The sequence below is a fragment of the Halobaculum marinum genome, from assembly GCF_029338555.1.
Lineage (GTDB): Archaea > Halobacteriota > Halobacteria > Halobacteriales > Haloferacaceae > Halobaculum > Halobaculum marinum.
In genome coordinates this window covers 1481456-1504967 of sequence record NZ_CP119989.1, presented here as the reverse complement: position 1 = coordinate 1504967, position 23512 = coordinate 1481456, and the positions used below count along the sequence as shown (strand labels likewise).

22 protein-coding genes are annotated in these 23512 nt (G+C 69.0%); 13 read left to right on the top strand and 9 right to left on the bottom strand.

Annotation, left to right across the window (positions count from 1 at the left end; all coding sequences use genetic code 11):
- Positions 1-48: 48 nt before the first annotated feature.
- From dph2 to P0R32_RS07715, 7 genes are all read left to right on the top strand, one after another.
- A complete protein-coding gene (gene dph2 / locus P0R32_RS07745; protein ID WP_276236372.1) occupies positions 49-1086 on the top strand; it encodes a diphthamide biosynthesis enzyme Dph2 in 1038 nt (345 codons plus the stop codon).
- Positions 1087-1313: 227 nt separating this feature from the next.
- Positions 1314-1886: a DUF8173 domain-containing protein gene (locus tag P0R32_RS07740; RefSeq protein ID WP_276236371.1), complete on the top strand. Its 573-nt coding sequence runs from the start codon at positions 1314-1316 to the stop codon at positions 1884-1886.
- Between the two features lie 272 nt (positions 1887-2158).
- On the top strand, positions 2159-3010 hold the full coding sequence (locus tag P0R32_RS07735; RefSeq protein WP_276236370.1) for an MBL fold metallo-hydrolase: 852 nt from the start codon (positions 2159-2161) through the stop codon (positions 3008-3010).
- Between the two features lie 92 nt (positions 3011-3102).
- Complete coding sequence (locus P0R32_RS07730) at positions 3103-3549, top strand: universal stress protein (RefSeq protein ID WP_276236369.1); 447 nt, start codon at positions 3103-3105, stop codon at positions 3547-3549.
- A 111-nt stretch (positions 3550-3660) separates the two neighbouring features.
- On the top strand, positions 3661-5328 hold the full coding sequence (locus tag P0R32_RS07725; protein WP_276236368.1) for a hypothetical protein: 1668 nt from the start codon (positions 3661-3663) through the stop codon (positions 5326-5328).
- Between the two features lie 57 nt (positions 5329-5385).
- The gene (locus P0R32_RS07720) at positions 5386-6285 is read left to right on the top strand and encodes a phosphoribosyltransferase HisG-related protein (RefSeq protein WP_276236367.1); all 900 of its coding nucleotides are present in this window, start codon (positions 5386-5388) and stop codon (positions 6283-6285) included.
- 349 nt (positions 6286-6634) lie between these two features.
- Positions 6635-7444, top strand: a complete 810-nt coding sequence (locus tag P0R32_RS07715) for a BtpA/SgcQ family protein (RefSeq protein WP_276236366.1) — start codon at positions 6635-6637, stop codon at positions 7442-7444.
- A 69-nt stretch (positions 7445-7513) separates the two neighbouring features.
- On the opposite strand, the gene P0R32_RS07710 is transcribed toward P0R32_RS07715, so the two are convergent.
- A complete protein-coding gene (locus P0R32_RS07710; RefSeq protein ID WP_276236365.1) occupies positions 7514-8497 on the bottom strand; it encodes a carbohydrate kinase family protein in 984 nt (327 codons plus the stop codon).
- Positions 8498-9200: 703 nt separating this feature from the next.
- Complete coding sequence (locus P0R32_RS07705; RefSeq protein ID WP_276236364.1) at positions 9201-10424, bottom strand: hypothetical protein; 1224 nt, start codon at positions 10422-10424, stop codon at positions 9201-9203.
- Positions 10425-11567: 1143 nt separating this feature from the next.
- On the opposite strand from P0R32_RS07705, the gene P0R32_RS07700 reads away from it, so the two are divergent.
- Both P0R32_RS07700 and P0R32_RS07695 read left to right on the top strand, forming a co-directional pair.
- Complete coding sequence (locus tag P0R32_RS07700) at positions 11568-12029, top strand: DUF5805 domain-containing protein (RefSeq protein WP_276236363.1); 462 nt, start codon at positions 11568-11570, stop codon at positions 12027-12029.
- On the top strand, positions 12026-13090 hold the full coding sequence (locus tag P0R32_RS07695; protein ID WP_276236362.1) for a tyrosine-type recombinase/integrase: 1065 nt from the start codon (positions 12026-12028) through the stop codon (positions 13088-13090). Before P0R32_RS07700 ends, P0R32_RS07695 begins: the two co-directional genes overlap by 4 nt.
- A gap of 364 nt (positions 13091-13454) precedes the next feature.
- On the opposite strand, the gene P0R32_RS07690 is transcribed toward P0R32_RS07695, so the two are convergent.
- On the bottom strand, positions 13455-14156 hold the full coding sequence (locus P0R32_RS07690) for an SOS response-associated peptidase (protein WP_276236361.1): 702 nt from the start codon (positions 14154-14156) through the stop codon (positions 13455-13457).
- A gap of 215 nt (positions 14157-14371) precedes the next feature.
- Between P0R32_RS07690 and P0R32_RS07685 the strand changes: the two genes are divergently transcribed.
- A complete protein-coding gene (locus tag P0R32_RS07685) occupies positions 14372-15151 on the top strand; it encodes a ribonuclease H-like domain-containing protein (RefSeq protein ID WP_276236360.1) in 780 nt (259 codons plus the stop codon).
- A 36-nt stretch (positions 15152-15187) separates the two neighbouring features.
- Here the strand turns inward: P0R32_RS07685 and P0R32_RS07680 are convergent, their stop codons facing one another.
- Both P0R32_RS07680 and P0R32_RS07675 read right to left on the bottom strand, forming a co-directional pair.
- On the bottom strand, positions 15188-15382 hold the full coding sequence (locus P0R32_RS07680; protein ID WP_276236359.1) for a DUF5800 family protein: 195 nt from the start codon (positions 15380-15382) through the stop codon (positions 15188-15190).
- Between the two features lie 72 nt (positions 15383-15454).
- Complete coding sequence (locus P0R32_RS07675; RefSeq protein ID WP_276236358.1) at positions 15455-16486, bottom strand: sodium:calcium antiporter; 1032 nt, start codon at positions 16484-16486, stop codon at positions 15455-15457.
- Positions 16487-16594: 108 nt separating this feature from the next.
- Here P0R32_RS07675 and P0R32_RS07670 point away from each other — a divergent pair, with 108 nt between their 5' ends.
- Positions 16595-17776 carry a redox-regulated ATPase YchF gene (locus P0R32_RS07670; protein WP_276236357.1) on the top strand — a complete coding sequence of 394 codons (1182 nt, stop codon included), beginning with the start codon at positions 16595-16597 and terminating at the stop codon, positions 17774-17776.
- 31 nt (positions 17777-17807) lie between these two features.
- Here P0R32_RS07670 and P0R32_RS07665 read toward each other — a convergent pair whose 3' ends face one another.
- From P0R32_RS07665 to P0R32_RS07650, 4 genes are all read right to left on the bottom strand, one after another.
- Positions 17808-18536 carry a hypothetical protein gene (locus tag P0R32_RS07665; RefSeq protein ID WP_276236356.1) on the bottom strand — a complete coding sequence of 243 codons (729 nt, stop codon included), beginning with the start codon at positions 18534-18536 and terminating at the stop codon, positions 17808-17810.
- A gap of 168 nt (positions 18537-18704) precedes the next feature.
- On the bottom strand, positions 18705-19859 hold the full coding sequence (locus tag P0R32_RS07660) for an aminotransferase class V-fold PLP-dependent enzyme (RefSeq protein WP_276236355.1): 1155 nt from the start codon (positions 19857-19859) through the stop codon (positions 18705-18707).
- A gap of 4 nt (positions 19860-19863) precedes the next feature.
- Positions 19864-20982 carry a pyridoxal phosphate-dependent aminotransferase gene (locus tag P0R32_RS07655; RefSeq protein ID WP_276236354.1) on the bottom strand — a complete coding sequence of 373 codons (1119 nt, stop codon included), beginning with the start codon at positions 20980-20982 and terminating at the stop codon, positions 19864-19866.
- Positions 20983-21111: 129 nt separating this feature from the next.
- On the bottom strand, positions 21112-21882 hold the full coding sequence (locus P0R32_RS07650; RefSeq protein WP_276236353.1) for a proteasome assembly chaperone family protein: 771 nt from the start codon (positions 21880-21882) through the stop codon (positions 21112-21114).
- 143 nt (positions 21883-22025) lie between these two features.
- On the opposite strand from P0R32_RS07650, the gene P0R32_RS07645 reads away from it, so the two are divergent.
- Positions 22026-22976: an RsmB/NOP family class I SAM-dependent RNA methyltransferase gene (locus P0R32_RS07645; protein ID WP_276236352.1), complete on the top strand. Its 951-nt coding sequence runs from the start codon at positions 22026-22028 to the stop codon at positions 22974-22976.
- On the top strand, positions 22973-23506 hold the full coding sequence (locus tag P0R32_RS07640; protein WP_276236351.1) for a DUF7122 family protein: 534 nt from the start codon (positions 22973-22975) through the stop codon (positions 23504-23506). The genes P0R32_RS07645 and P0R32_RS07640 overlap by 4 nt, the downstream gene beginning before the upstream one ends.
- Positions 23507-23512: the final 6 nt, after the last annotated feature.

Sequence of the window (23512 nt, the reverse complement as noted above, 5' to 3'; positions counted from 1 at the left end):
CTTCCCGGAGCGCGTCGCTTAACCGCCTCCGGTCGGTAGCGATGGCCAATGAGCCAGCGGAGCGAGGGCGACCTCACGAAGACCGGGATGTCGCTCAAACACGACCGCGAGTGGGACTACGAACTCGACCGGATCGTCGAGGCGGTCGAGGAGCGCGACGCCGACAAGGTCGGCCTCCAGTTCCCCGAGGGGCTGAAGCGCCGCGCGCCAGCCGTCGCCGACGACCTCCGCGAGTTGACCGACGACGTCACCTACCTCATCTCCGGGCAGCCGTGTTACGGCGCCTGCGACCTCGACACCTACCTGATGCGGCGGTGTGACGTGTTCGTCCACTTCGGTCACTCGCCGATGAAGGAGTCGGACAAGATCATCTACGTCCCCCTGTTCTCCAACGTCGACCCCTTCCCGATCATGGAGGAGTCGCTCGACGAACTCGCTGACCCCGAGGACGACCCGGACGTGGGCCTCGTCACGACCGCCCAGCACATGAACCTCTTCGGCGACATGGTCGACTGGCTGGAGGAGCGCGGCTACGAGGTGCACACGCGCCGCGGCGACGACCGCCTCACCCACGAGGGACAGGTGCTCGGCTGCAACTACGCGAGCGCCGACATCGACGCCGACCAAGTCCTCTACGTCGGCGGCGGGAAGTTCCACCCGCTCGGCCTCGCGATGGAGCACCCCGACAAGACGGTCGTCATCGGCGACCCCGTTAACAACGTTGTGAAGGTGGCAGACACCGAGAAGTTCCTCAAGCAGCGCTACGGCGCCGTCCACCGCGCGATGGACGCCGACACCTTCGGCGTCATCTTCTGCACGAAGATCGGGCAGGGCCGCTGGGAGAAGGCCGAAGAGATCGTCGAGGAGAACGACAACGCCCACCTGATCACGATGGACGAGGTCACGCCGGACCGCCTCCGCAACTTCGACTTCGACGCGTTCGTCAACACCGGCTGTCCGCGCATCACGACCGACGACGGCCCGCGCTTCCACAAGCCGATGCTCACGCCGGGCGAGTACGAGATCGCGGTCGGCAACGAACCGCTGGAGAACCTCCAGTTCGACACGTTCCACGGCACCTGGTAGGCGGACGGAACCGCCAGACGTGACGGTGGATCGGAGACGACTCGTTCTCGCCGCGCCACCGTCGTCGATGCCCTACACACGCACTGGTGGGGCCTCGTCGGCGACGCACTCAGAGCGGACCCCCTGCTCAATACGTCGCCTTGCCTCGCCCCCTATAGGCCGTTCGGAACCTCCGGACGCGACGCCGGATCGGAACACATTCGTCCTCGAAGACACGTCCCCAGACGATGCCCTCCACACGCACACTCGCGAGAGCCGTCGGCGCGTGCACCGCGCTCGCGCTCGTCGGCGTCGCAGCCGCACAGTCTGGATTCGAACATCCGCAGACGGGGCTGGATTTCGGAGCGTCCATCGCGGTCAACTTCGCCGCCGGACTCGTGGTCAACCTCCTGCTCGGTGGCGTGCTCGTCGTCGCCAACCCTGGCTACGCCGCGGAGAAACTCGACGAGTTCCGGAGCGACCCCGGCGAGACGGTCGTCTGGGGGTTGATCGTCGGGATCGGCGTTCCGATCGTGCTGGTCGTCCTCGCGGCCACGCTGATCGGGTTGATCGTCGCTATCCCAGGGATGCTCGTGCTCGCCGGCGTCGGAATCCTCGGATCGGCGGTCGTCGTGGTGCTCGTCGGGAGCGCGATCACGAAGGACGACCGTCCCGGCGGCACGGACGTGGTCCTTGGGGCGCTCGTCCTGTCACTCCTGACCGCGATTCCGCTGGTCGGCGGCCTGATCAACTGGGCCGTCACCCTCCCGGGGATCGGCGTGGTCGGGCACGACCTCTATCGGGCGTGGGAGGGTCGCTAATCCGCCCGCCGGCCGAAGGTCTGCGTGTCGAGCAGGTCGATGCACGCCGTGATGTTGTCGCGCATCGTCGCGAACTCCAGCGTCCGATGTACTCCCGTCTCCATGTCGGCGTCTGGGGAACCGTCCATCATATAGCTTCGGGCAATGCTACCACGGGTGATAGTTAGTCGCTCACTTCGGCGGTTATCCAGGCCCAACCAGCCGCAGGCGGCTGATCGGTACCCTTCGTCCGAGCCGACAGACATTACCCGTCGCTCCGGGAACGACGGCCTATGAGCGACTCGAGCGACCCGCAGATCACGTCGGACTGGGGCGACTGGCTCCCACGAACGATCGAGGCGGCAGAGCCAGACGGCGTAGCGATCTGGTACCTCGGCTGCAACGGCTTCGTGCTGAAGGCGAGCGACGAGACGAGCGTCTGGATCGACCCGTACGTCGGCCTCGGCGACCCGCCGCGCACCGTCCGGATGATCCCGGTACCGTTCGACCCCCACGACGTGTACGACGCCGACGCGGTGTTCGCGACCCACGAGCACACCGACCACACGCACGGGCCCTCGCAGGCGCCGATCCTCGCCAACGCTCAGGCGGACTTCTACGCCGCCGACGACTCCCTCGCCGTGACCGACGAGGAGGGGTGGACCGAACACTGGGACGTCGACGCCGACCAACTCGTCGAGGTCGAGGAGGGCGACTCCTTCTCAGTGGGCGGCTTCGACGTCGACGTGGTGCGCGTCGCAGACGCCGACGCGACCCACCCCGTCGGCTACGTGATCCAGCACGGCGACACCACGATCTTCCACGGCGGCGACACCAAGCCCCACGACGGCTTCGCCGACCTCGGCGAGCGCTACGACATCGACCTGGCCGTCGTCGCGTTCGGGTCGGTCGGTCGCGTCCCCGACAAGGAGACGCGCGAGCCACAGCGCACGCGCTGGTACTGCGACGAGAACCAGGCCGTCGAGATTGCCGAGGCACTCCAAGCCGACCGCCTGCTCCCGAGCCACTGGGACATGTGGAAGGGGCTAACGGCGGACCCGACCGCGCTCCACGAGCACACGCGGAGCTTCGAGTATCCCGAGCGCCTGGAGATCGTCGAGATCGGGGATCGGGTCGACCTCTAATCCGGAGACAGGTCGGCCGCTACCCACCGTGTGACACGTCAACACGCTCCCGAACCCTCGGGGTTTTTCATCCACCTTCCCCGTCGGCCAGTATGGACCACGCACTCGCAGTCGTCGGACCGACCGAGACGGCCAAGACACTGACTCGCGAGGCGGGCGAACTCGCCGCCGGCGTCGACGCGCAACTCACGCTCCTCCACGTCACCGACGAGGACGAGTACGACGAACAGCGCGAACAGCTCCAGCAGGTGACCCGTGGTGACTCCACCTACAGCGTCGGCCAAGCCGTCGAGGGCGCGCGCGCGTACGCCAGCGACATCGGTCGGGAGGTACTGGAGGGGGTCGGCATCGAGTACGAGGCCGTCGGCAGCGTCGGCGACCGCGCGGAGGTCGTCCTCCGCGAAGCGCGCGAGCGCGGCTGCGACCACGTGTTCATCACCGGAAAGCAGCGCTCGCCGACCGGGAAGGCGCTGTTCGGCGACGACACCCAGCGGATCATCCTCGACGCCGAGCGGCCGGTGACGGTCGTCACCGAGTGACGCCTCCTCGTCGCCGCGACGGTCGCGTCGGCTGGTGCGACGACGGCGTGTCACCGCCGAACCGATAATCGGCCCGGTGGCTTTTTATATCGGGTGAGGCACCGTGTATCCATGAGCCAGGGGCCCGACGCAGACGGCGGCGTCACCGTCGAGGGGGACGGTGTGACCGTCGAGAAGCGCTTCACCGCCGACGAGTTCCCCGTACCCGCGATCGAATTCACCCTCCGTTCCGACCGGGAGCAGGCGACAGAGTTCAGTCTCGTCGACTCCATCCCGGAGGAGTTCCCGATGGACCGCATCGGCTTCCACCCGGAGTACGAGTCCGAACACTGGACGGCGTACCAGGACCACCGCGTCGAGTACCGCCGCCGGCTCGACCCCGGCGAGGAGGTCGTCACGGTGTACGGCATCCGCGTGGACGACCCGACGGAGGAGGACGGATCGCGGTTCCTCACCGAACCGACCGTCGACGAGGTGTCCGAGGACGACGACCCCGTCGGCGACGTGGCCGACGTGCTCGGGGACGACTCCTCGCAGGCCGTCCGCGACGTCCTCGCCGGCGGCGACGAGGCCGACGACGGCCTCGACCTCGCAGGCGCGGAAGCCGACCTCGACGCGGGCAGCGTGGACGACGAGTACGACGCCGATGAAGTCGACGACGTGGACGCCGCCGAGGAGCCGGCCGAGCCGGATGAGCCAGAGGACCTGCTCGACCTCGACGCCGACGCCGAGTCCGTCGCGGAGGACGACGACGAGTACGACGAGTACGGCGCCGAGGAGTACGACGAAGACGCGTCCGAGGACCCGTCCGAAGCAGACGAGGCAGAAGACCTGCTCGACCTCGACGGCGACGAGTCCGTCGAGGCTGACACCGAAGAGGCAGCCGAGGTGGACGACGCCGTGGACTCGGACGCCGCCGGCGAGGCGTCCGCCGACGAACCGCTCGACCTCGGCGACGCGGACGAACCAGCCGAGGAGTCCACCGACGAGGCGGTCGTCGACGCGGTCGACGAGTCCGACGAGGCGGCGAGCGCGCCCGACGCGGGGGCGGTCGGCGGCGTCGCGGCCGGCGGGGTCGCGGCGGCGCTGGCAGAGGAACTCCGCTCCGGGGACGTCTCCGAGGCCGACCGCGAGGTGCTGAAAGAGGAGTTGGAACTCGACTACTCCACGAGCGTGGACGCGCGGATCGCTCGCCTCCAGTCGAAGGTCGAGGACATGGCCGCCTACGCCGACGCGATGGAGGAGTTCATCGACGAGAACGGCATCGCCTCCGAGTGGATGGACGGCCTGCAGACGGACCTCGACGAACTGGACGAGTCGCTCTCCGAGACGTGGACGGAACTCGACACGGCAGCCGACGAGCGCGAGGACCTCCGGGAGGAGGTCGAGTCGCTGCGCTCGGAGGTCGCGGCCGCCAACGAGGAGGTCGACGCCGTCTGGGACGAGGTCGACGGCTGGAGCGACGACCTGGCGGCGACCGAGGAGTCGCTTGAGTCGTCGCTGGCTGAGGTCAGCGCTGACCTCGACGACCTCGCCGAAGAGGTCGCAGACGAGGACGAGGCGGTCGCCGAGGTGCGCGAGGAACTCGCGTCGGTCGCCGACGACGTGGAGTCCGTCTCCGCGATGGTCGACGACGAGCTGTCGGAGGTGCGCGCGGAGATGGAGGCGGTCCACGACGAGATCGCCGACTTCGAGGAGTTCCGCGAGCGCCTCTCGTCGGTGTTCGGACCGGGCGGTGCCGGTGCCGGCGCAACTGCGGACGACTCGGACGAAGAGTAACGCGGCCTCGCGGTCCGAAACGCGCCGTTTTTCCACCGCCGGTACGACGTTCCGCCAATGAGTAGACCCGTCTCCGTCGCCGTCCCCCGGAAGGGGCGGCCGCTGGAGGCCACCCTCGAACGGTTCGCGGCGGTCGCGGGCGACGACGTGGCGGCGCTGGCGGACGACGTCTCCTCGACGCTGCGCTACGAGAAGGCGCTGACGAAGGGCGCGCAGTCGGACGACCGCGGCGTGTACGACCGACTCGCCGCCTACAGCGACCCCGCGGGGCGTGGCCCGGAGTACACGCTCGTCCGCGACGACCGCGAGGGCCACCCCCGACGGATCGTCTTCGACTCCGCGCTCGTCGAGGTGGACGACCACGAGGTCCGCCTCGTCGGTCGCGAGGAGCCGTTCCGCGCGCTGCGCACCCACGACGTGGCGCTCGGCTTCGACTCTGCGGACCTCGTGTTAGAGGAGGTGGTCGGCCTCGAACCCGACGGCGTCCGGAACCTCTCGGACGTGAACGCTCGGATCGATCCCCGCGACACTGACGTGCGCGTCGCGACCGGCCTCGGCGACACGGTCCGCCACACGCTGATGGCGACGCCGGAGTCCGTCCCCGACGGCGCGTCGCTCGACCGCTCGTTCGTCGCCGACTACGAGGGGGCGCTGTGCATCTCGCCTCGCTACGAGCGCCTCGTCGAGGCCGTCCTCGGGACCGACGCGCTCGACGGCGTCGAGTTCGTCTACCCCGACCCCGGCCAAGAGGAGGAGGCCGCCATCGCCGAGGCCGGCGTCGGCGTCTACCTCACCGTCACCGGCGGCACCGCACGCGACCACGGTCTCGTCCTCGGCGAGAACCTGTTCCCGAGCGAGACCGTGCTGATGGAGAACGAGGCGGAGGCGACGAAGGCGACGCGCTCGCTCGAAATCGCCCTGGCGAGCGGGGTCGAGACGGCGCTGTCCCCCGAGTGACCGACGACGTGGCGGCGTGACTACCCCCGTCGTTCTGCGTCCTCCGACGCTCGTTCGTCGCCAGTAACGAGGTCAAGTTCTCCGACGACAGCAGTGGAACACAATGCGTGAGCGCAGCGTCCGCCACCCGATGACGCTGACGAACGGCCTCACCTCGCTCGCGACGGGTACAGAGGACGCCCGCAGTTGCCCAGGCCTCACGTTGTCTGAGCTCGGGCCACACCGGCCAATTAGATATAGCGATATACGGTTTGTTTGCTGCACATCGAACAGCATTGAGTTGGATTTCAACCAACAGAACTGGACGTCGACCGCCAGAGTAAGGCCAAAACGGGGGGAAGCGAGTGCCATGTTCGACTCGCTGTTCGCAGACGGCAGCCAGCCCGTAATCGGGATGGTCCACCTGCATCCACTTCCCGGTGCACCGAAGTTCGACGGCGATCGCAGCGCGATTCTCGACGCCGCCGAACGCGACGCGCGCAGACTCGCCGCGGGCGGCGTGGACGCGATCATGGTCGAGAACTTCGGCGACGCCCCGTTCTACCCGGACGACGTGCCGAAACACGTGGTCGCGAGCATGACACGCGCCGCGCGTGCGGTCGTCGAGACCGTCGACGTGCCGGTGGGCGTGAACGTGCTCCGGAACGACGGCGCCGCGGCCCTGTCGGTCGCGGCGGCTGTCGGCGCTGACTTCGTTCGGATCAACGTCCACACTGGTTCCCGCGTCACCGACCAAGGCGTCGTCGACGGGAAGGCTCACGAGACGATGCGCCTGCGCGAGCGACTCGGCGCGGACGTGGCCGTCCTCGCCGATCACGACGTGAAACACTCCGCACCGATCGCCGCAGGCGACTTCACCGCCGAGTCGGTCGCCGACGGCGTCGAGCGCGGCCTCGCGGACGGTATCGTCGTCAGCGGGAGCGGAACCGGTCACGAGACCGCCCGTTCGGACTTGGAACACGCGGTCGACCGCCGCGACGCGAACGACCTCGACGTGCCGGTGCTTGTCGGGAGCGGCGTCGACGCAGACAACGTGGACGACCTGCTCGACCTCGCGGACGGCGTCATCGTCGGCACGGCGCTCAAGGAAGACGGTGACGTCGGGAAGCCGGTGTCGGAGGAACGCGTCCGAGCACTGGTGGACGCGGCGCGCTCGTAACCGGAGCTACGACGGGCAGGGTTGTGGGTAGCCTCGGGGCGGCGGTCGACGACGGCACCCCGACGGAGGCTACCGCTCTCGGAGGAACGCCTCGACCTCGTCGCGACTCGCCAGTCCTCCACGGGCGCCGTCGGCGGCGACGTTGAGCGCTGCGGCGGCGGCTGCGAACCGCCCGGCGTCGACCGCAGACGCGTCGCCGAGGATCCACCGATCGATCAGCCCGGCCACGTAGGCGTCGCCAGCGCCAGTCTCGTCCACGACGTCTACATCGAACGCCGAAAGCTCGTGCAGACCGGTGTCGTCTGCCAGCACGGCACCTGCCGCACCGGAAGTCGCGGCGACGCGGTCGGCTCCCCGCGATCGTAGTTCCGCGGCGGCCTCGCCCCCTGAACAGCCGAGGTACGACTCTGCCGCAACGTCACCGACGACGAACAGATCCGCCGCCTCGACCCAGCGGTCGATCGTCTCCTCGCGCGCGCTCCGCCCGGCCAACTCCGGGAGCGGCCCAGACAGGTCGAACACGAACGGTGGCGCGTCCGGTTCACTCGCCAGCGCGAGGAGGTCGCGTTGCACCGCGTCCGGGTTGTACGCCGTGAGGAACACCACGTCGGCGGCCGCGAGGTAGCGGTGGTCGGCATCGCTCAAGCGGAGCCGCCGTGCCGAGTCTCCAGCAGTGACGATGCTCCGTCTCCCGTCGCCGTCGCGAAGCACCACGCAGTGGGTACTGGTCCCCGACTTCCGTCGCACACGTCGGTCGTCGACGGCAGACTCCTCGAGGTCGACGGCCACGCGGGCACCGACGTCGTCGTCACCGAGGCGGGCGACCAACCCCGCCGAGCGGCCCAGGCGCGAGACGGCGACGGCGACGTTCGCCCCGACCCCGCCGAACGACTCGCGCACTGTGTCCGCGTACGCTCCCCCGTCGGGAGCGGGGATGTTCGAGACGTGGTACGTGCGGTCGACGGTGGCGGCTCCGACGGTGACGACCGGAGGAACGTCGCCGACGTCGGCGGGCGAGGAGTCACCGGTCCGATCGCCGTCGCCGTCACGCATCGCTCACTCCTCGGCCAGCGGGACTCGCGCGAGGCAAGCAGGAGCCGTAGCGGTCAGTCCACGGGCGGTCGAGTCGGGGCACGAGTGAACCCCTCGGCGAGCCCGATCGGTCGAGCGGTGAGCCCATACGAGTGCCTCGGACAGCCGTCTCAAAACCGCGCCGGTCTCGGCGACGACTCGAGCGACCCGTCGCCGAACGCCGATGCCGAACGACGATGCACGAGACACACCCGAGGGGATGCGAAGGGACACTGCGAGTTCCAGATACGCACATGGATGGGTGCGACGAGTTCGATTGTCTCCCCGCTGGGCTACTCACGTGGTCGCGGGGGTTACCGACACCGACGCCGCCTACTTCGTCCGGCAAGGTTGCGACAAGGAGGCCAAAGCCGCGTTGTGAACGGCTTTCGGGTCCGTGTGCAATCGTGATCGACCCGAGGCGCACGTCGTCGACGACACGGCTGCAGAGCGCCTGCGTCCGTCACACCGAGGATCACGACGCTCCCGCCGCAGTCATCGAGGAACGCTACGGGGCCGCCGAGGAGTGAACGCACCGCCGTTATCGTCGGTCATGGCGGAGCTCTCGACGGGCGATAGCGAGACGAGAGGCCACGTCGACCTCGTCGATCGGGGAGGGCACCTCCGTGAAGCTCGGGGACGGTGCGCGACCTCTCCGCTGGCCGTTCCGTGGGTCACAGCCGGATCACGACGAGACCCCGAATATCGCGATGGTCACCATCGCCAGACCGACCAGGACGATGCCCACGACGTGCAGCCACTGCTTGGAGCGGCTGGCCACGATCACCGCAATCACACACTGTAGCGCGAAGAACACCGCGAACACTCGCGACGCCACTGCGACCGCCGCGAGCACGTCCGTGACGAGTACAACCGCGACGGCACCCAGCGCGAGCATCGGGTAGGTAAACCGACGTGGGATCTCGGAGTTGGTCAGTTCGATCAAGACGTCGGAGCGTGAGGATATCGCGTTGACGGAGGCGGACGCCTGGCTCCCGACCGCGAGGAGCAGGATGAGCCAGGGGAGTACGGGGCTGGCGACCTGTGCGATCTGTACCACCGCGATCGGCTCTAATTCGGGGCGAACCTCTGCGAAGAGCAGCAGCGCCGACGCCGGGAAGAGCACGAACGCGACCGCAGCGATGATCTGAGCGGCCCGCATCGTCTTGGAGCGAACCGCTGCGCTGTAGTGTTCTCCGAGGTAGCGCGACGCCTCGAAGCCCTGGACGATGGCGAAGAAGCCGATCACTTGGCGGGCCGACTGGGACGTGAGTGGCGGGTTGTACGCGGGAAGCGACCAGTTGCCCGCCAGTGCGACATCCACGTTGTACGCGAGGAAGCCGACGATGATCGCCGCGATGGCCGCAAGGTTGAACGCCGTCGTGCGCTCACCCAATGCGTTCAGCTTCTCCAACCCGAAGTAGTAGCCGATGAGCCCGAGCGCGACCAGCGAGCAGACGGCGATGACGACGGTGGCACTCACGTTGACCTGTGCGATGGCGTCGACGCCAAATGGCAACACCACCAGCAGAACGACGACTGCGGCCATCAGCTGTAGGTAGTAGGCGACGTTCACGAGCGACGCGACAATCAACGAGGCCTGCGAGATGGTCGCGACCCGCTGGAGGACCCCCTTCTCGTCGGCCACCGGCTCGAACATCCGGATGTTGTATCGCATCACCCCGCCCATCGCGAACCCGACCGCCGAGAGGCCGAGCATCGTCAGCGGCGAGTCGAGCCCAGTGATGAGCACGATGATCGGCGTCATCGCGACGAACCCGATGTCCATGATGTTCGCGAGCGGGACGACCAGCGCCTGATACTGTTCCGATCGCTGGACCCGCGCCGAGTAGAGCACGATGCTGAGGCCGAGCAGCGTCCCGACGACGAGGAGCGTGATTACGACCATCGCCGCCTCCACCCACCGTCGATCGGATGGTCAGCGGGGCCGCACCGACGCCGAACGTCGCTGTGCGGAGCTCCGACTTCATCGTGACCTCTCGAAGCCCCGTCTGGACGTGTTCCGACCGGGTTCACGCGATAGCAATTTCGTGGGTAGGGTAGGTGCGAACCGCTCATTCCAAATTACTTGCACCCAACAGGTGCGCCGACGACTTTGTTATAAGACGAAATTCCCGGGTAGGACGATCCCACTCCCCGACAACTATCCACTACGTGCTGGAAGGCGGTCAGATCCTTCCACTACGACCGACCGACCGAGCCAACAGCGACACGGGCCGTTGGGTGTGAATCTGGTTCGGGTGGAGAGCTCCGCGTCTGGGCCTCCCCGGACAGCCGTCGACCAGAACGATCTTAACGGTCGACGCCGGAACCCGGTTCATCGACACCGGACCGTCTGCCATAGAGGACGGTCACACATCGGGCAACTCCCCCGATCCACAGTCGTCAGTTCTCCACTGTCGGGGGTCGACTTGGGTATCGCGGCATACGATTGATGAGTCGGCGGAGAACCACTCTCGTTCCGCGTGATAGCAGCCAGATCACCAACTTGGACAGGCGCAGACCCAGGCGTCGTGTCACACTGCGAGCCCGAGGACGCGGGGGCGAAACCGCTGATGGAGTACACTGGGCGAACAGTCGGCACTGACTCCACGCCATCGATCCATCCTCGTGCTCGCTGTCGCAGCCGTTGGAGCCGGGTCGGGCGGCCGACCAGTCGGACGCGTCGGGAACCAGTAACAGGGAGAGTCGCTCACGATGGCCCCAGCTCTCGGCGACCAGGGGCCATCGAAGGATCCATCGGCTGGCCGACTCGACCTCACCGATGGAGGCGCGAGCACTAGACTCACTCCTCTGATGCAGCGACTGATACCACGAGTCGGTCCGACGTTCGATGGTCTCCACAATTTGTAAGACACGAATGCGCACCACAAGTCGCTCGCGGAGCGATCCACCGAAATGGCGTATATGGGCGCTATATGGCCCCTAACGAAGCTTCTCTGCGAATTACCTTTCGGTGCATTACACAGAATTAGATACTTAGGACACGAGTGTGCACCAGATTGATGTGGGTGGGGTCGGTGCTGCCGGTATGAGCGAGGCCGACGCCGACACCGAGCGCGTCGCGGTGACCGCCCGGGTGCCGGCGTACCAGAAAGAGGCGTGGGTCGCTGACGCCGAGCGACTCGGCATGTCGCAGTCGGAGTTCGTCCGAACGATGGTCCAGGCGGGTCGGCGTGACCTGGGGATCGCCGAGGAGTTCGGGTCGCCCCCGGGGGTCGAAGCGGAAGCAACGGCAGATCGGCGGGAACCAGCAAATGATTCCGGGAATCTGGAGGGTGCTTCTCCCCCCACGAACCCCGGGGGTGACGGCCTCGAAACCCGACTCCTCGACGCTCTGGATCGGGAGGGTGTCCTGTCGTTCGACCGACTGGTCGAGGAGGTCGCGGGCGACATCGAAGAACGCGTCGACGAGACGATGGGTGAGTTGCAGTCGCGGGGACAGGTTCGCTACAGCGGTCGCGACGGTGGGTACGTCCGGGTGGACCGATGAGCGCCGCCGCCCGCGACGACGCCGGTGTCGAGGACGACCCCGTGGGCTACTTTCTCGAAGACATGGAACTCCACGGGAAGAGCGAGCGGACCCGCGCGGAGTACGGGCGCGTGCTCCGTCGGTTCGAGACGTTCCTCGCGACCGCCGGGAGCGGCCCCGCCGGCGGCGCGAGCGACCCCGCGGACGCGTCCCACCGCGACTGCATGGCGTTCGTCCACGACCTCCGGCGCGACCCGGATCTGGCTGACTCGACGACCGCGACGTACGCGGCGTACCTCCACCGGTTCTACGCGTACATGACGCAGGTCGGCGCGTTCGAGGCGAACCCGATGGCGCTCGTGATGGAGGAACTCGACGAACGCATCGACACCGACCCGACGCGTCGAGAGATCTCCGTTCCCCGAATGCGCGAGTTCGTCGGCGGCGTCTCACACCCGCTCGAACGAGCGCTCGTCGTCACGCTGTTGAAGACCGGGATGCGCGTCGGAGAGCTGTGTAACCTCGATCTGCGGGACCTCACCCTCGACCGAGAGTTGCCTGGCTACGCGCTCGGCGGGCGCGCACAGCTCGACGGTCGGCCGGACTCGCTGTACGTCGCCAGCGACCCGTCCGTCGGCGAGCGCTACAACGGCGAGGAGCGGACCGCCTCGAACAAGCGCAAACGCGGCACCGTCGTGCCCGTCGACGACGAACTCGCCGAGACGCTCGTCCGATGGCTGTCGATCCGACCCGACGCCGCATCCCCCGCTGAGCCGTTGTTCGTTGGGACTGGGAGCGGGTGGGGCGAACGGCTCACGCCCGAGCAAGTCGCCCGCGTCGTTCGCGACCACGCGAGCGACGCCGGGTGGTACGAGGCCGGCGCCGGGGCGACCGAGAACGTCACGCCACACTACTTCCGGCACTTCTTCACCACCCACCTCCGCGACCGCACGGGCGACCGCGGCGTCGTGAAGTACCTCCGTGGCGACGTCGCCGGCGACATCATCGACACGTACACCCACAACTGGGGCGACAACGTCCGCGAGACGTACGAACGGCACGTCTACTCCCTCTTGGAGTGAGCGTGAGCGCCACCGAGTAGCGTCGAAGCGACGGCAACAGCCGGCGAGTGGCGTCGTCTCACTCCCCCGATTCCTCCCAGTACGTTCTTCCGCCGTTCAAACTTTCAACTCGTTTGTTATTTTCCTCGTGACCCACCACGACCAGATATATTGTATGTCGCTATATCGAAACAGTGGGAGATTTCGATACTCCATCGGACCCGAAATCGGCGGTCACGACACCATGCGCTGGCGGCAGGGGGAGTTGTGCGGAAAACGGCGACTCGTCCGCTGACAGCTGTTCGCCGACGAACGTGTCGCCGACGCAGCAGACGCGTCAGCAATCACGAACCGGTGCGCCGCGGCGTCGAATGCGGCGTGCCGGTTACGCGACGTCGACCTCCTCGATCAGCGTCGGGTCGTCGTTGGCGGGTGAGTTGACGCGCGTCGAGACGGGGTACCAGCCGAGGTCGTCGCCGGGGTACGGCGCCAGAATGTCGGCCTTTCCGATCTCGCCCGTGAGCCAGTCGCGCTCGCGGTCCGCTGGCAAGACGACGGCCATCCGGTGGTGCAACTCGCGGATCCGGTCGTTCGGCTCGGTGGTGAGGACGGCGAACGCCTCGACGCGCTCGTCGTCGCCGCCGGTGTCGTCGCTGCCGCCGCCCCACTCCCCGAGACCGGCCTGCCGCTGTGGTGGGTCCCACGTCGCGTGGATGCCGGCCATCGCGAACGTACGCTCGTCGTCGAAGGCCACGCGGTACGGCCGCTTCCCGCCCGCGTGGTCACTCCACTCGTAGAAGCCGTCCGCGGGGACGAGACAGCGCCGCGAGGCGAACGACTCGGCGAACGTGCGCTTCTCGTCGACGGTCTCGGTGCGCGCGTTGATCAGGTCGAACGACTCGTCGGCCCACGGTGGAGTGTACCCCCACGTCATCCGGCGGAACGCGTCGGGCTCGTCGCTCGCGAGCACCGGGAGCTCCTGCCCCGGCGAACAGTTGTACCGCGGCCCCCAGTCGTCGGGGACGGTCGCGTCGAACCGCTCGGAGAGCTCCTGGGCGGTGAGGGTGAGGGAGTAGCGTCCGCACATCGGGTATCGCCGTATCGTTCGGCCGCTCGGCGGTTAACGGTACCGCGGAGCTCGTCGGCGTCGCGGACTTCGGATCGGGTCTACCGGTGCCCGCGACTCGCTCGTCGCCACCGTCGCATCCGAACCCTTTAGCCGCGGTACGACCCCACATCGAACGAACACGTCGTCGTGGGGCCGGCGACCGAGCACGGTGGCCCCGCGACGCCACGCAGATCATGCGCATCAGAAACAGTTTCATTCCGGTCGAGGGGGTCGGCGCGACGACCGAGCGCCGCATGTGGGAGAACGGGATCCGCGAGTGGGACGAGTTCCGGGTCGACCGCGCGCCCGGCGTCGGCGCGACGACCGCCGGCCGCATCGAGGCGTTCGTCGACGAGGCCGGCGAGCGCCTCGACGACCACGACGCGCGCTTCTTCGACGAACGATTCCCCTCCGGAGAGCGGTGGCGCCTGTACGAGGACTTCCGCGACGACGCGTGCTTCTTCGACATCGAGACGACGGGCCTCTCTCCCGAGCGCAACCGCGTCACGACCGTCTCGTTCCACCGCGACGGCGAGACGACGACACTCGTGCAGGGAGAGGACCTCTCTGCGGAGACCGTCGCCGAGCAGTTCGAGGCGGCGAACCTGCTCGTCACGTTCAACGGCGCCCGCTTCGACGTGCCGTTCTTGGAGACGTCGCTGGAGATGGAGGTCGACACGCCCCACCTCGACCTCATGTACCCCTGCAAGAAGGTCGGCCTCTCGGGTGGCCTCAAACCGATCGAGAAGGAGTTGGGCATCTCCCGCGACGGCCCGGAGATCACCGGGCGCGACGCGGTCCGGCTGTGGCACGAGTACGAGCGCGGCGACGAACGAGCGCTGGAGCGGCTCGTCTCGTACAACCGCGACGACACCGTGAACCTCCAGACGCTCGCCGACGTGGTCGCGGGGCGACTCCACCGCGAGACGGTGCCGGACGACGATCCGATCGGGACGACCCTCGGCGCGAACTGAGCAGCTCCGTCGACGGACTGCTGTCGGGTCGGTCGCTCAGACGATGTCGCCGATCCGTCGCGGCTCGCCCGTCAGCGACGGCCGTTTCTCCACGATCTGCAGCACCTCGTGGTCGGTCACGTCCATGTAGGACTTCTCGGTGGCCTCCTCGATGAGGTCCTTCTCCAGTCGGAACTCGGTCCCCTCGTACACGACGTCGACGCCTTTCTCGTCGAACGACAGCGTGGTCATGCCCCGGAGTAGCCGACGCCCGTATTTAAGCGAACGGCACCGCCCCCCACAGCGGGGTCTCCCGCACGCGTGTCAGGCGAACACCCGAAGGAGGCTCACGGCCCAGCGAACTGCCTCCGACATCGCCAGTGCGACGCCCTCGACGCGAGAGAGCCGTCGGCCAGACCACAGCGCTGCGACGACGAGGACGGTGAGCCCGACGAGCCACGCGACGCTCGACAGTGCCTCGCTCCCGACGGTTAGCGGCGTCAGCAACGACGCGAGGCCGAGGACGCCGAGCACGTTGAACACGCTGGAGCCGACGACGTTGCCGACGGAGACGCCGAGACTCCCCTGCCGCACCGCGACGAGCGAGACGGCGAACTCCGGGGTGGAGGTGCCCGCGGCGACGACGGTGCCGCCGATGACCCACTCGGAGACGCCCGCCGTTCGTGCGATGTCCACGGCCGCACCGACCAGCAGGTCGCCGCCGATCAAGACGACCGCGAGCCCGAGCAAGAGGAGTACCCCGTCGCGGCCCGGTCCGGTCGCGAGTCGCCGCGCCGGTGTCGAGAGATCCACGGGTGCAGACGCGAGTGGAGAGCCGACACGGTCACCCGCTGGCGTCGCAGCAGTCGCGGGATCGGCTTCGGTGTCGGGAGTCCTGCCGGCCCGAATGGAGACGACAGTGTAGGCGGCCAGCCCAGCGAGCAGGACCGCCCCCTCCAGTGGGATGATGCGGAGGTCTGAGACGGCGAGCGCCGCGGCGCCCGTCGCCGACAACAGTGCGACGCCGTCGCGGTGGACGATCCGGCGCTCGACGGGGAACGACCCGACCACGGCGACGACGCCCAGGACGACCGCGAGGTTGAACACGTTCGAGCCGACGACGTTCCCGACTGCCAGGTCGCCCGCGCCCGCGAGGGCCGCCCGCAGCGTGACGACGATCTCTGGACTCGACGTGCCGACGGCGACGACGGTCACGCCGATCAGCAGATCCGAGAGCCCGAGTCGGCGTGCGAGGCGTACCGACGAGCCGACCAGCAGTTGTGCGCCGCCCCACAGCGCCACGACACCCACGACGAGGATCACGACGTCGACGGCGGCGGAGACGGAGACGACCATACGGTGTGGCGATCGAGGGCCGGCGCCGTAACTCCGGGGGCCCGGTGCGCCTGCCGCGTGGGGTGGCCGACCGAAAGCGCCTTTCGGCGGGCCCGAGGACTCCCCTCCATGATCTCCATCGCGCTCGCGGGCAAGCCCAACGCGGGCAAGTCCACCTTCTACACGGCCGCGACGATGGCGGACGTGGACGTGGGGAACTACCCGTTCACGACCATCGACCCGAACCGCGGCGTCACCCACGTGCGCACCGACTGTCCCTGCCTGTCGCGCGAGGAGCGCTGCGGCGACGAGGACTGCCACGACGGCAAGCGGTACGTCCCGGTCGAACTGCTCGACGTGGCTGGCCTCGTCCCCGGCGCCCACGAGGGGAAGGGCCTCGGCAACCAGTTCCTCGACGCGCTCACCGACGCCGACGTGATCCTCCAAGTCGTCGACGCCGCGGGCGCGACGAACGCCGAGGGCGAACCGGTCGAGGTCGGCGACTTCGACCCCGTCGAGGAGGTCGACTTCATCGAGGCCGAGATGGACGCGTGGCTCGCGGGCATCCTCGACCGCAACTGGGAGTCCGTCGAGCGGAAGTCGCGCTCGCCGGACTTCGACTTGGAGGAGGCGTTGACGGACCTGCTCACCGGGTTCGGCGCGACCGAACACGACGTGACGCTCGTCTTGCGGGGCCTGGAGTACCCCGACGACCCGATCCAGTGGACCGACGAGGACCGCGAGGCGCTCGCCGCCGACATCCGCGCCCAGACGAAGCCCATCGTCCTCGTCGCGAACAAGGCCGACATCGCGCCGCCGGAGAACATCGAGCGCCTCCGAGAGACCGACAAACCGGTGATCCCCGCGACGGCCGACGGCGAACTCGCCTTGCGGCGGGCCGCCGAGGCGGGCGTGATCGACTACGACCCCGGCGACGAGGACTTCGACATCGTCGGCGACCTGAACGAGCAGCAAGAGCGCGGCCTCGAACAGATCCGCGACGTAATGGCGGAGTTCGGCGGCACCGGCGTCCAGCAGGCGCTCAACGAGTCGGTGTACAGGCTGCTCGATTTGATCACGGCGTTCCCCGTCCAAAACGAGAGCAAGTGGACCGACGCGAAGGGGAACGTCCTCCCGGACGCGTTCCTCCTCCCCAGCGGGAGCGGGCCGAAGGACCTGGCGTACACCGTCCACACCGACATCGGCGACGGCTACCTCCACGCCGTCGACGCGAAGGCCGACCGCCGGATCGGCGAGGACACGGAGTTGGAAGAGGGCGACGTGATCAAGATCGTCTCGACCGCGTCGTAGCGACCGACGAGGTGACGGCCGAGCGCCAGACTCACTCGAACGACAGCGTCCAGTCGCCGTCGGCGTTCACGTTCACGTAGGACGGTCCGTCGATCCGCGCGGTCGTCGTGCCCTCGAACTGGCCAATCTCGTTGAACAACAGTTCGCCGAAGTCGTCCGGGTCGAGCGGCACGGTCTCGACGATGAAGTTCGAGGACCCCTCGTGGGTGCCGCTCACCCGCGTCACACCGTCGAACGCGACGAGGTCGACGTACGCGGGGCCCGACCCGGACGCCTCGACGGGGAGCGACTGTCCCGTCGTGGCCGTCGGTTGGGCGAGCGTCACCTCCCACGCCCCGTCGGTCTCGACGTTGAGGACGTGCGGCCCCGCGACGCTGACCGTCGCCACCTGTGATCCCGCCGCTGGCGCGAGCAGGATCGCGAGGTACACGTCGTCGTAGCTCTGTCCCTCGACCGCCAGCAACTGCGCCGTGAATGCGGAGTCGCCGTCGACGGAGAAGGTGGCCGTGATCGGGCCACGCTGGAGGTCGAACTCCTCGGTCGTCCCGGTTCCCGCCCCCGTGAACGTCTGGGGGCCGAATCCGGTCGACGACGAATCGGGCGTGGGAGTGGTCGTCGGCGTCGGGTCCTCCTGTGCCCGGGGAACGTCGGCTGTTCGCTCGGCTTCTCCACCGTCCGTGTTCGCGCCTCCTGCCCGGACGACGCCGGCGCCTCCCAACGCCGTCGTCCCGACCAGGGCCGCGTACTGTCGCCGGTTCATCACGTCCACTCCACGCGTCGCGAGCAACGCTGTTTCTGCCGGGGAGTCACCGAACCGTCACACCTGCGGGCAGGTTCGATTCCGGTCACCGGTCCGATGGCGTCCCCGGAGGGGCCGTTCGAGTCGACTTAGTGTCACGACGGGCGGCGACGCGACCGCGACGCTCGCCTACGGCTCCTCGTTCAGCGCGGTCGCCAGTCGGTCGACTTCGGCCTCGGTGTTGAACGCGTGCACCGACGCCCGGACCGCCTGGGGGTCGGGGATGTCGCGGATCACCAGCCCCTCGTCGTGGAGGCGGTCCACGGTCGCCTCGGGGTCGGTCACGTCGACCGTCACGAGTCCCGACTCCGGTTCGGCGGGCGACAGCAGGCGGTCGTCGTCGAGGCGGTCGGTCAGCCGCCCCGCGAGGTCGAGCACGCGCCCGTGGACAGCGTCGAGGCCGACGGTCTCCAGCGTCTCGACGGCCTCGCGCAGGCCGACGTGCGGGGCGAGCGAGGCGGTGCCGCGCTCGAAGCGGGCGCCCCCGGGCTTGAGGTCGTAGTCGTCGGCCATCGCGTCGTCGACGCTCCGGTAGCTCACCTGCGCGGGGGAGAGGTCGTCGTCGACGGCGGGGTCGACCGCGAGGAGTCCCGACCCCCACGGCCCGAGGCACCACTTGTGCCCCGAGCAGGCGACGGCGTCGGCGCCCCACTCCGGCAATTCGAGCGGGCGCTGGCCGGGCGATTGCACCGCGTCGACGAGGGAGAACGCTCCCGCGTCGGCGGCGATCTCACACAGCTCGCGGACGGGGAGGCGGGTGCCGTAGTTCCACGACAGCGACGAGAAGCAGGCCATCTCGGCGTCGGCGACCGCGTCGGCGAACGCGTCGGTGTCGATGCGGCCCGCCGGGGCCTCGACGACGCGCACCTCGACGCCGTGGCGACGCGCGAGGCGATCGAACGGGAGCGTTCCCGCGGGGTGTTCGAGGTCCGTGCGCACGACCACGTCGCCCGGGTCCCAGTCGTAGGCGGCGACGACGGCGCTCAGGCCGTCGGCGGTGCTCTCGACCAGTCCGAGGCGGTCGGCGTCGACGCCGAGGAACTCGGCGAGTCGCTCACGGAGGCGTTCGTACTCCGCGAACGCGACCTCGTAGGGGTCGGCGTCGGCGAGCACGTCGACCTTGTGGAAGCGCTCCCACGCCGCGGCGGCGTCGAGCACACGGTCCGGCGAGGGGCCGGTCGCGCCCGTGTTGAAGTACGCGACGCGGTCGCACGCCGGGATGGCGTCGCGGAGGCCGTCGAGGGAGGCGGGTCGCTCGCCAAGGTCCGGGGTGAACTCCGTCATCGGCTCACCGAACCGCGTCGGCGGCCTCGGCGATGATCTCGAGTGCGTCGCGGAGGTCGTCCTCGCCGGCGGCGTAGGAGATGCGCGCGTGCCCGGCGCCGTGCTCGCCGAACGCCTCGCCCGGCACGACGACCACGCCGCGCTCGATGCACTCGTCGACGAACCCCTCGGGGACGCGCGGCATGGCGTAGAAGGCGCCCTGCGGCGTGGGGGTGTCGAGACCGGCGTCGGCGAGTCCCGAGACGACCAGATCCCGGCGGCGCTCGTAGGCATCGCGCATCTCGTCGACGACGCCCTGGGGCCCCGAGAGGGCCGCCTCGGCGGCGAACTGGGCCGGTGCGGACGCACAGGCCTGCACGTACTGGTGGACGCGGAGCATCCGCTCGACTCGCTCGTTCGACCCGGTGACCCACCCGAGGCGCCACCCGGTCATCGAGTAGCGCTTCGAGCAGGCGTCGACGACGACGACGTTGTCGCGTTCGTACTCGAACGGCGAGTGGTGCTCGCCGTCGAAGACGAACGGCGCGTACACCTCGTCGGAGATGCACAGTACGTCGTGCTCGCGGGCGATGCGGGCGAACTCCTTCACGTCGGCCTCGTCGGAGACCGTCCCCGTGGGGTTGCCCGGCGAGTTGACGACGAACGCGGCGGTGTCGTCGGTGATGGCATCCTCGATGGCTGCGGGGTCGATGGTGAGGTCCTCGCGCAGCGGCACCGGGACGGGTTCGCCGCCCGCCAACTTCGCGAGCGCGTCGTACGCGACGAAGCCGGGGTCGGGGATGAGCACCTCCTGCCCGGCGTCGACGTGTGCCTCCATCGCGAGGTGGAGCGCCTCGCTCCCGCCCGCGGTCGCGATCACGTCGTCGGGGGAGACGGCGACGCCCATGTCGGCCTCGTGGCGGTCGGTGATCGCCTCGCGGAGGCCCTGCGTGCCCTTGTTGCCGGTGTAGGCGTCGGTGTCGCCCGCTTCGATAGCGTCGATGGCGGCGCGCTTGGCGTGGTCGGGCGTCGGGAAGTCGGGTTGGCCGAGCCCGAGGTTGATGGCGTCGGCACCGGCGGCCTCGAACACCTCGCGGATCCCGCTGATGGAGATGCGCTCCACGCGGTCAGAGAACTGCGTCATGCTGGAACGGGTGAGGCCGGTGGTGTTAGGCGTTTCCCCATCGCACACCTTGGCTGGTCGCGCGGGGTTCGCCACCCGTGTCGACGACGGGTTCGGCGCGCCCTGGCGGTGGTCGCGACTCCACCGACGCTACTGGTACATCCGGAGCCGCTGGGCCTGCGAGACGCTGTCGTCCTCCTCGCGCATCTGGACGGCCAACTGCTCTTTCGCGCGCCGGATGCGCTCGGCCTGCGCCTCCAGCGCGTCGACGTCGACGTCGACGCCGGTGAGCGGTTCGACGACCGACTCCAGCACGACGCGGGCGGCTGCGGGATCCGGGAACCGCGGGTCGACGTCGACGACGATGCCGACGGCGGGGAGGTCGCTCGCCATCGCGTGGGCCAGCAGCGCCCCGGTCGGGCCCGAGATCAATCCCGCCGCCTCCGGGACGGGGACGTCGATACCGTCCAACAGCGCCGCCCCCTCGCCGACGGCGAGCCCGCGGAGCGTCGACCCGCCGGCGTCGTCGCCGGCGGCCGCCCCGCCGCCACGACCCGCCTGATCGCGGCGCATCCCCGCGATGTACAGCGGCGTCACCGACTCCTCGCGGAACCACCCCTCGATACAGCCGCCGAACTCCTCGGCGGCGTCGGGCGAGACGGGGACGTCCGACTGGAGCACCAGCAGGTCCGCCTCGGGCGCGGCGTACAGGCGCAGCGGCGTCGTCACGGCGCGGTCGCCGCCGGTGTAGGCCGCCGCCGCGGGGAGTGCCTCGCAGTAGACCGTCGCGTACAACTCCATGTCGAGCGCGTCGACCAGGTGGTCGGCGACGATCTTGCCGACCAGACCGATCCCGGGGAGCCCCTCCACGAGCACCGGTTCCTCGAACGTGCGGTCGGAGACCACGTCGATGTGTCCCATACACAGGATCGCTCGCATCGTAGTATAAACGTACGCCGTCGGTGTGCGGGGCGCACCGAGGAGACGTGCGGCACGCGCCGTCCAGCCGACCGGTGACACCGGCGGTCCGAAAGGGACAACCGCGGCGACGCGGATGCCGTGGTATGAACGACGACGACGGCGTGCTCGACCGCTACGTCCCCCTCGTGGACGACGAGGCGGCGTTCCGGGCCGCCTGCGAGCGACCGCTCCCGTCGGTCGTCCGCGTGAACACGCTCGCGGCCGACGCCGACCGCGTCGCCCGCGCGTTCGACGCCGAGGGCACCGACTACGAGCGCGTCGACTGGCACGACGGGCTGTTCCGCATGGCCGACCGCTCGCCCGGCACGACGTGGCCGTACGCCCACGGCTGGGTCCACGGCCAAGAGGAGGTGTCGTGTCTCCCCGCGATGGCGCTGGACCCCGACCCCGAGACGCGCGTGTGGGACACCTGCGCCGCGCCGGGGAGCAAGACGACCCAACTCGCCGCGATGATGGACGACACGGGCACGCTCGTCGGCAACGACACGAGTCTCGGCCGGCTGTCGGCGCTGCGCCACAACGCCGAACGGCTCGGGGTGACGAACCTCGTCGTCGACCAGCAGGACGCGCGCAACTACTCGCTCAACGGCTTCGGCTTCGACGAGTTCGACGCGACGCTCGTCGACGCACCGTGTTCGTGCGAGGGGACGATCCGGAAGAACCCCGACGCGTTGGAGAAGTGGACGATGCACCACGTCCGCGAGGTCGCCGGCATCCAGAAGGGCATCCTCCGGCGCGCGGTGCAGGCGACGCGCCCGGGCGGCACCGTCGTCTACTCCACGTGCACGTTCGCCCCCGAGGAGAACGAAGCCGTGTTGGACCACGTGCTCCGCGAAGAGGACTGCGAGGTCGTCGACTGGGACTGCCCGCTCGACTCGGTGTCCGGCATCACCGAGTGGGAGGGCGAGACGTTCGACGAGCAGGTGACGCGCGCGACCCGCGTCTACCCGCACCACAACGACACGGGCGGGTTCTTCCTCGCGAAGCTCCGTGTAGGCGGCGAGGCAGATGGCGACGAGGAGGTGGCCGCATGAGCGACGGCGAGGGCGCTCCCGGCAACGACGGGAGCCAGTTCGACCGCCTCCCCGCGACCGCAGACGACCGCGAGGTTGAGGGACGTGCCACGCGCGCGGAGGTGCTGGAGTGGTGGGAGACGCGCTTCGGCATCCCTCCGGAGACGTTCGAGGGGCACACCTTCTGGGAGAAGGGGAAAGGGAAGCTCTGGGCGTTCGCTGGCGACCTCCCCAGCCCGCAGGAGCGCGAGGGTGTCGGGATGACGTTCCTCCGGACGCGCCAAGAGCACTGGAAGCCGACGACGACCGCGGTGCGCAAGTGGGGCCACCTCGCGACCGAGAACGTGATCGAGTTGTCGCCGGGGGAGGCGACGGCGTTCGCCGCCGGCCACGACCAAGACCTCCCCGAGTGGGACGGCGACTGGGGCTACCTGATCGCGACCCACGATCTGGCGGGCGAGCAGGTACCGATCGGAGTGGGGCTGTACCTGTACGACGAACTCCGGTCGGTGGTGCCGAAGGGGTACCAAGAGGAACTGCCGGAGCTGTAGGCCGCG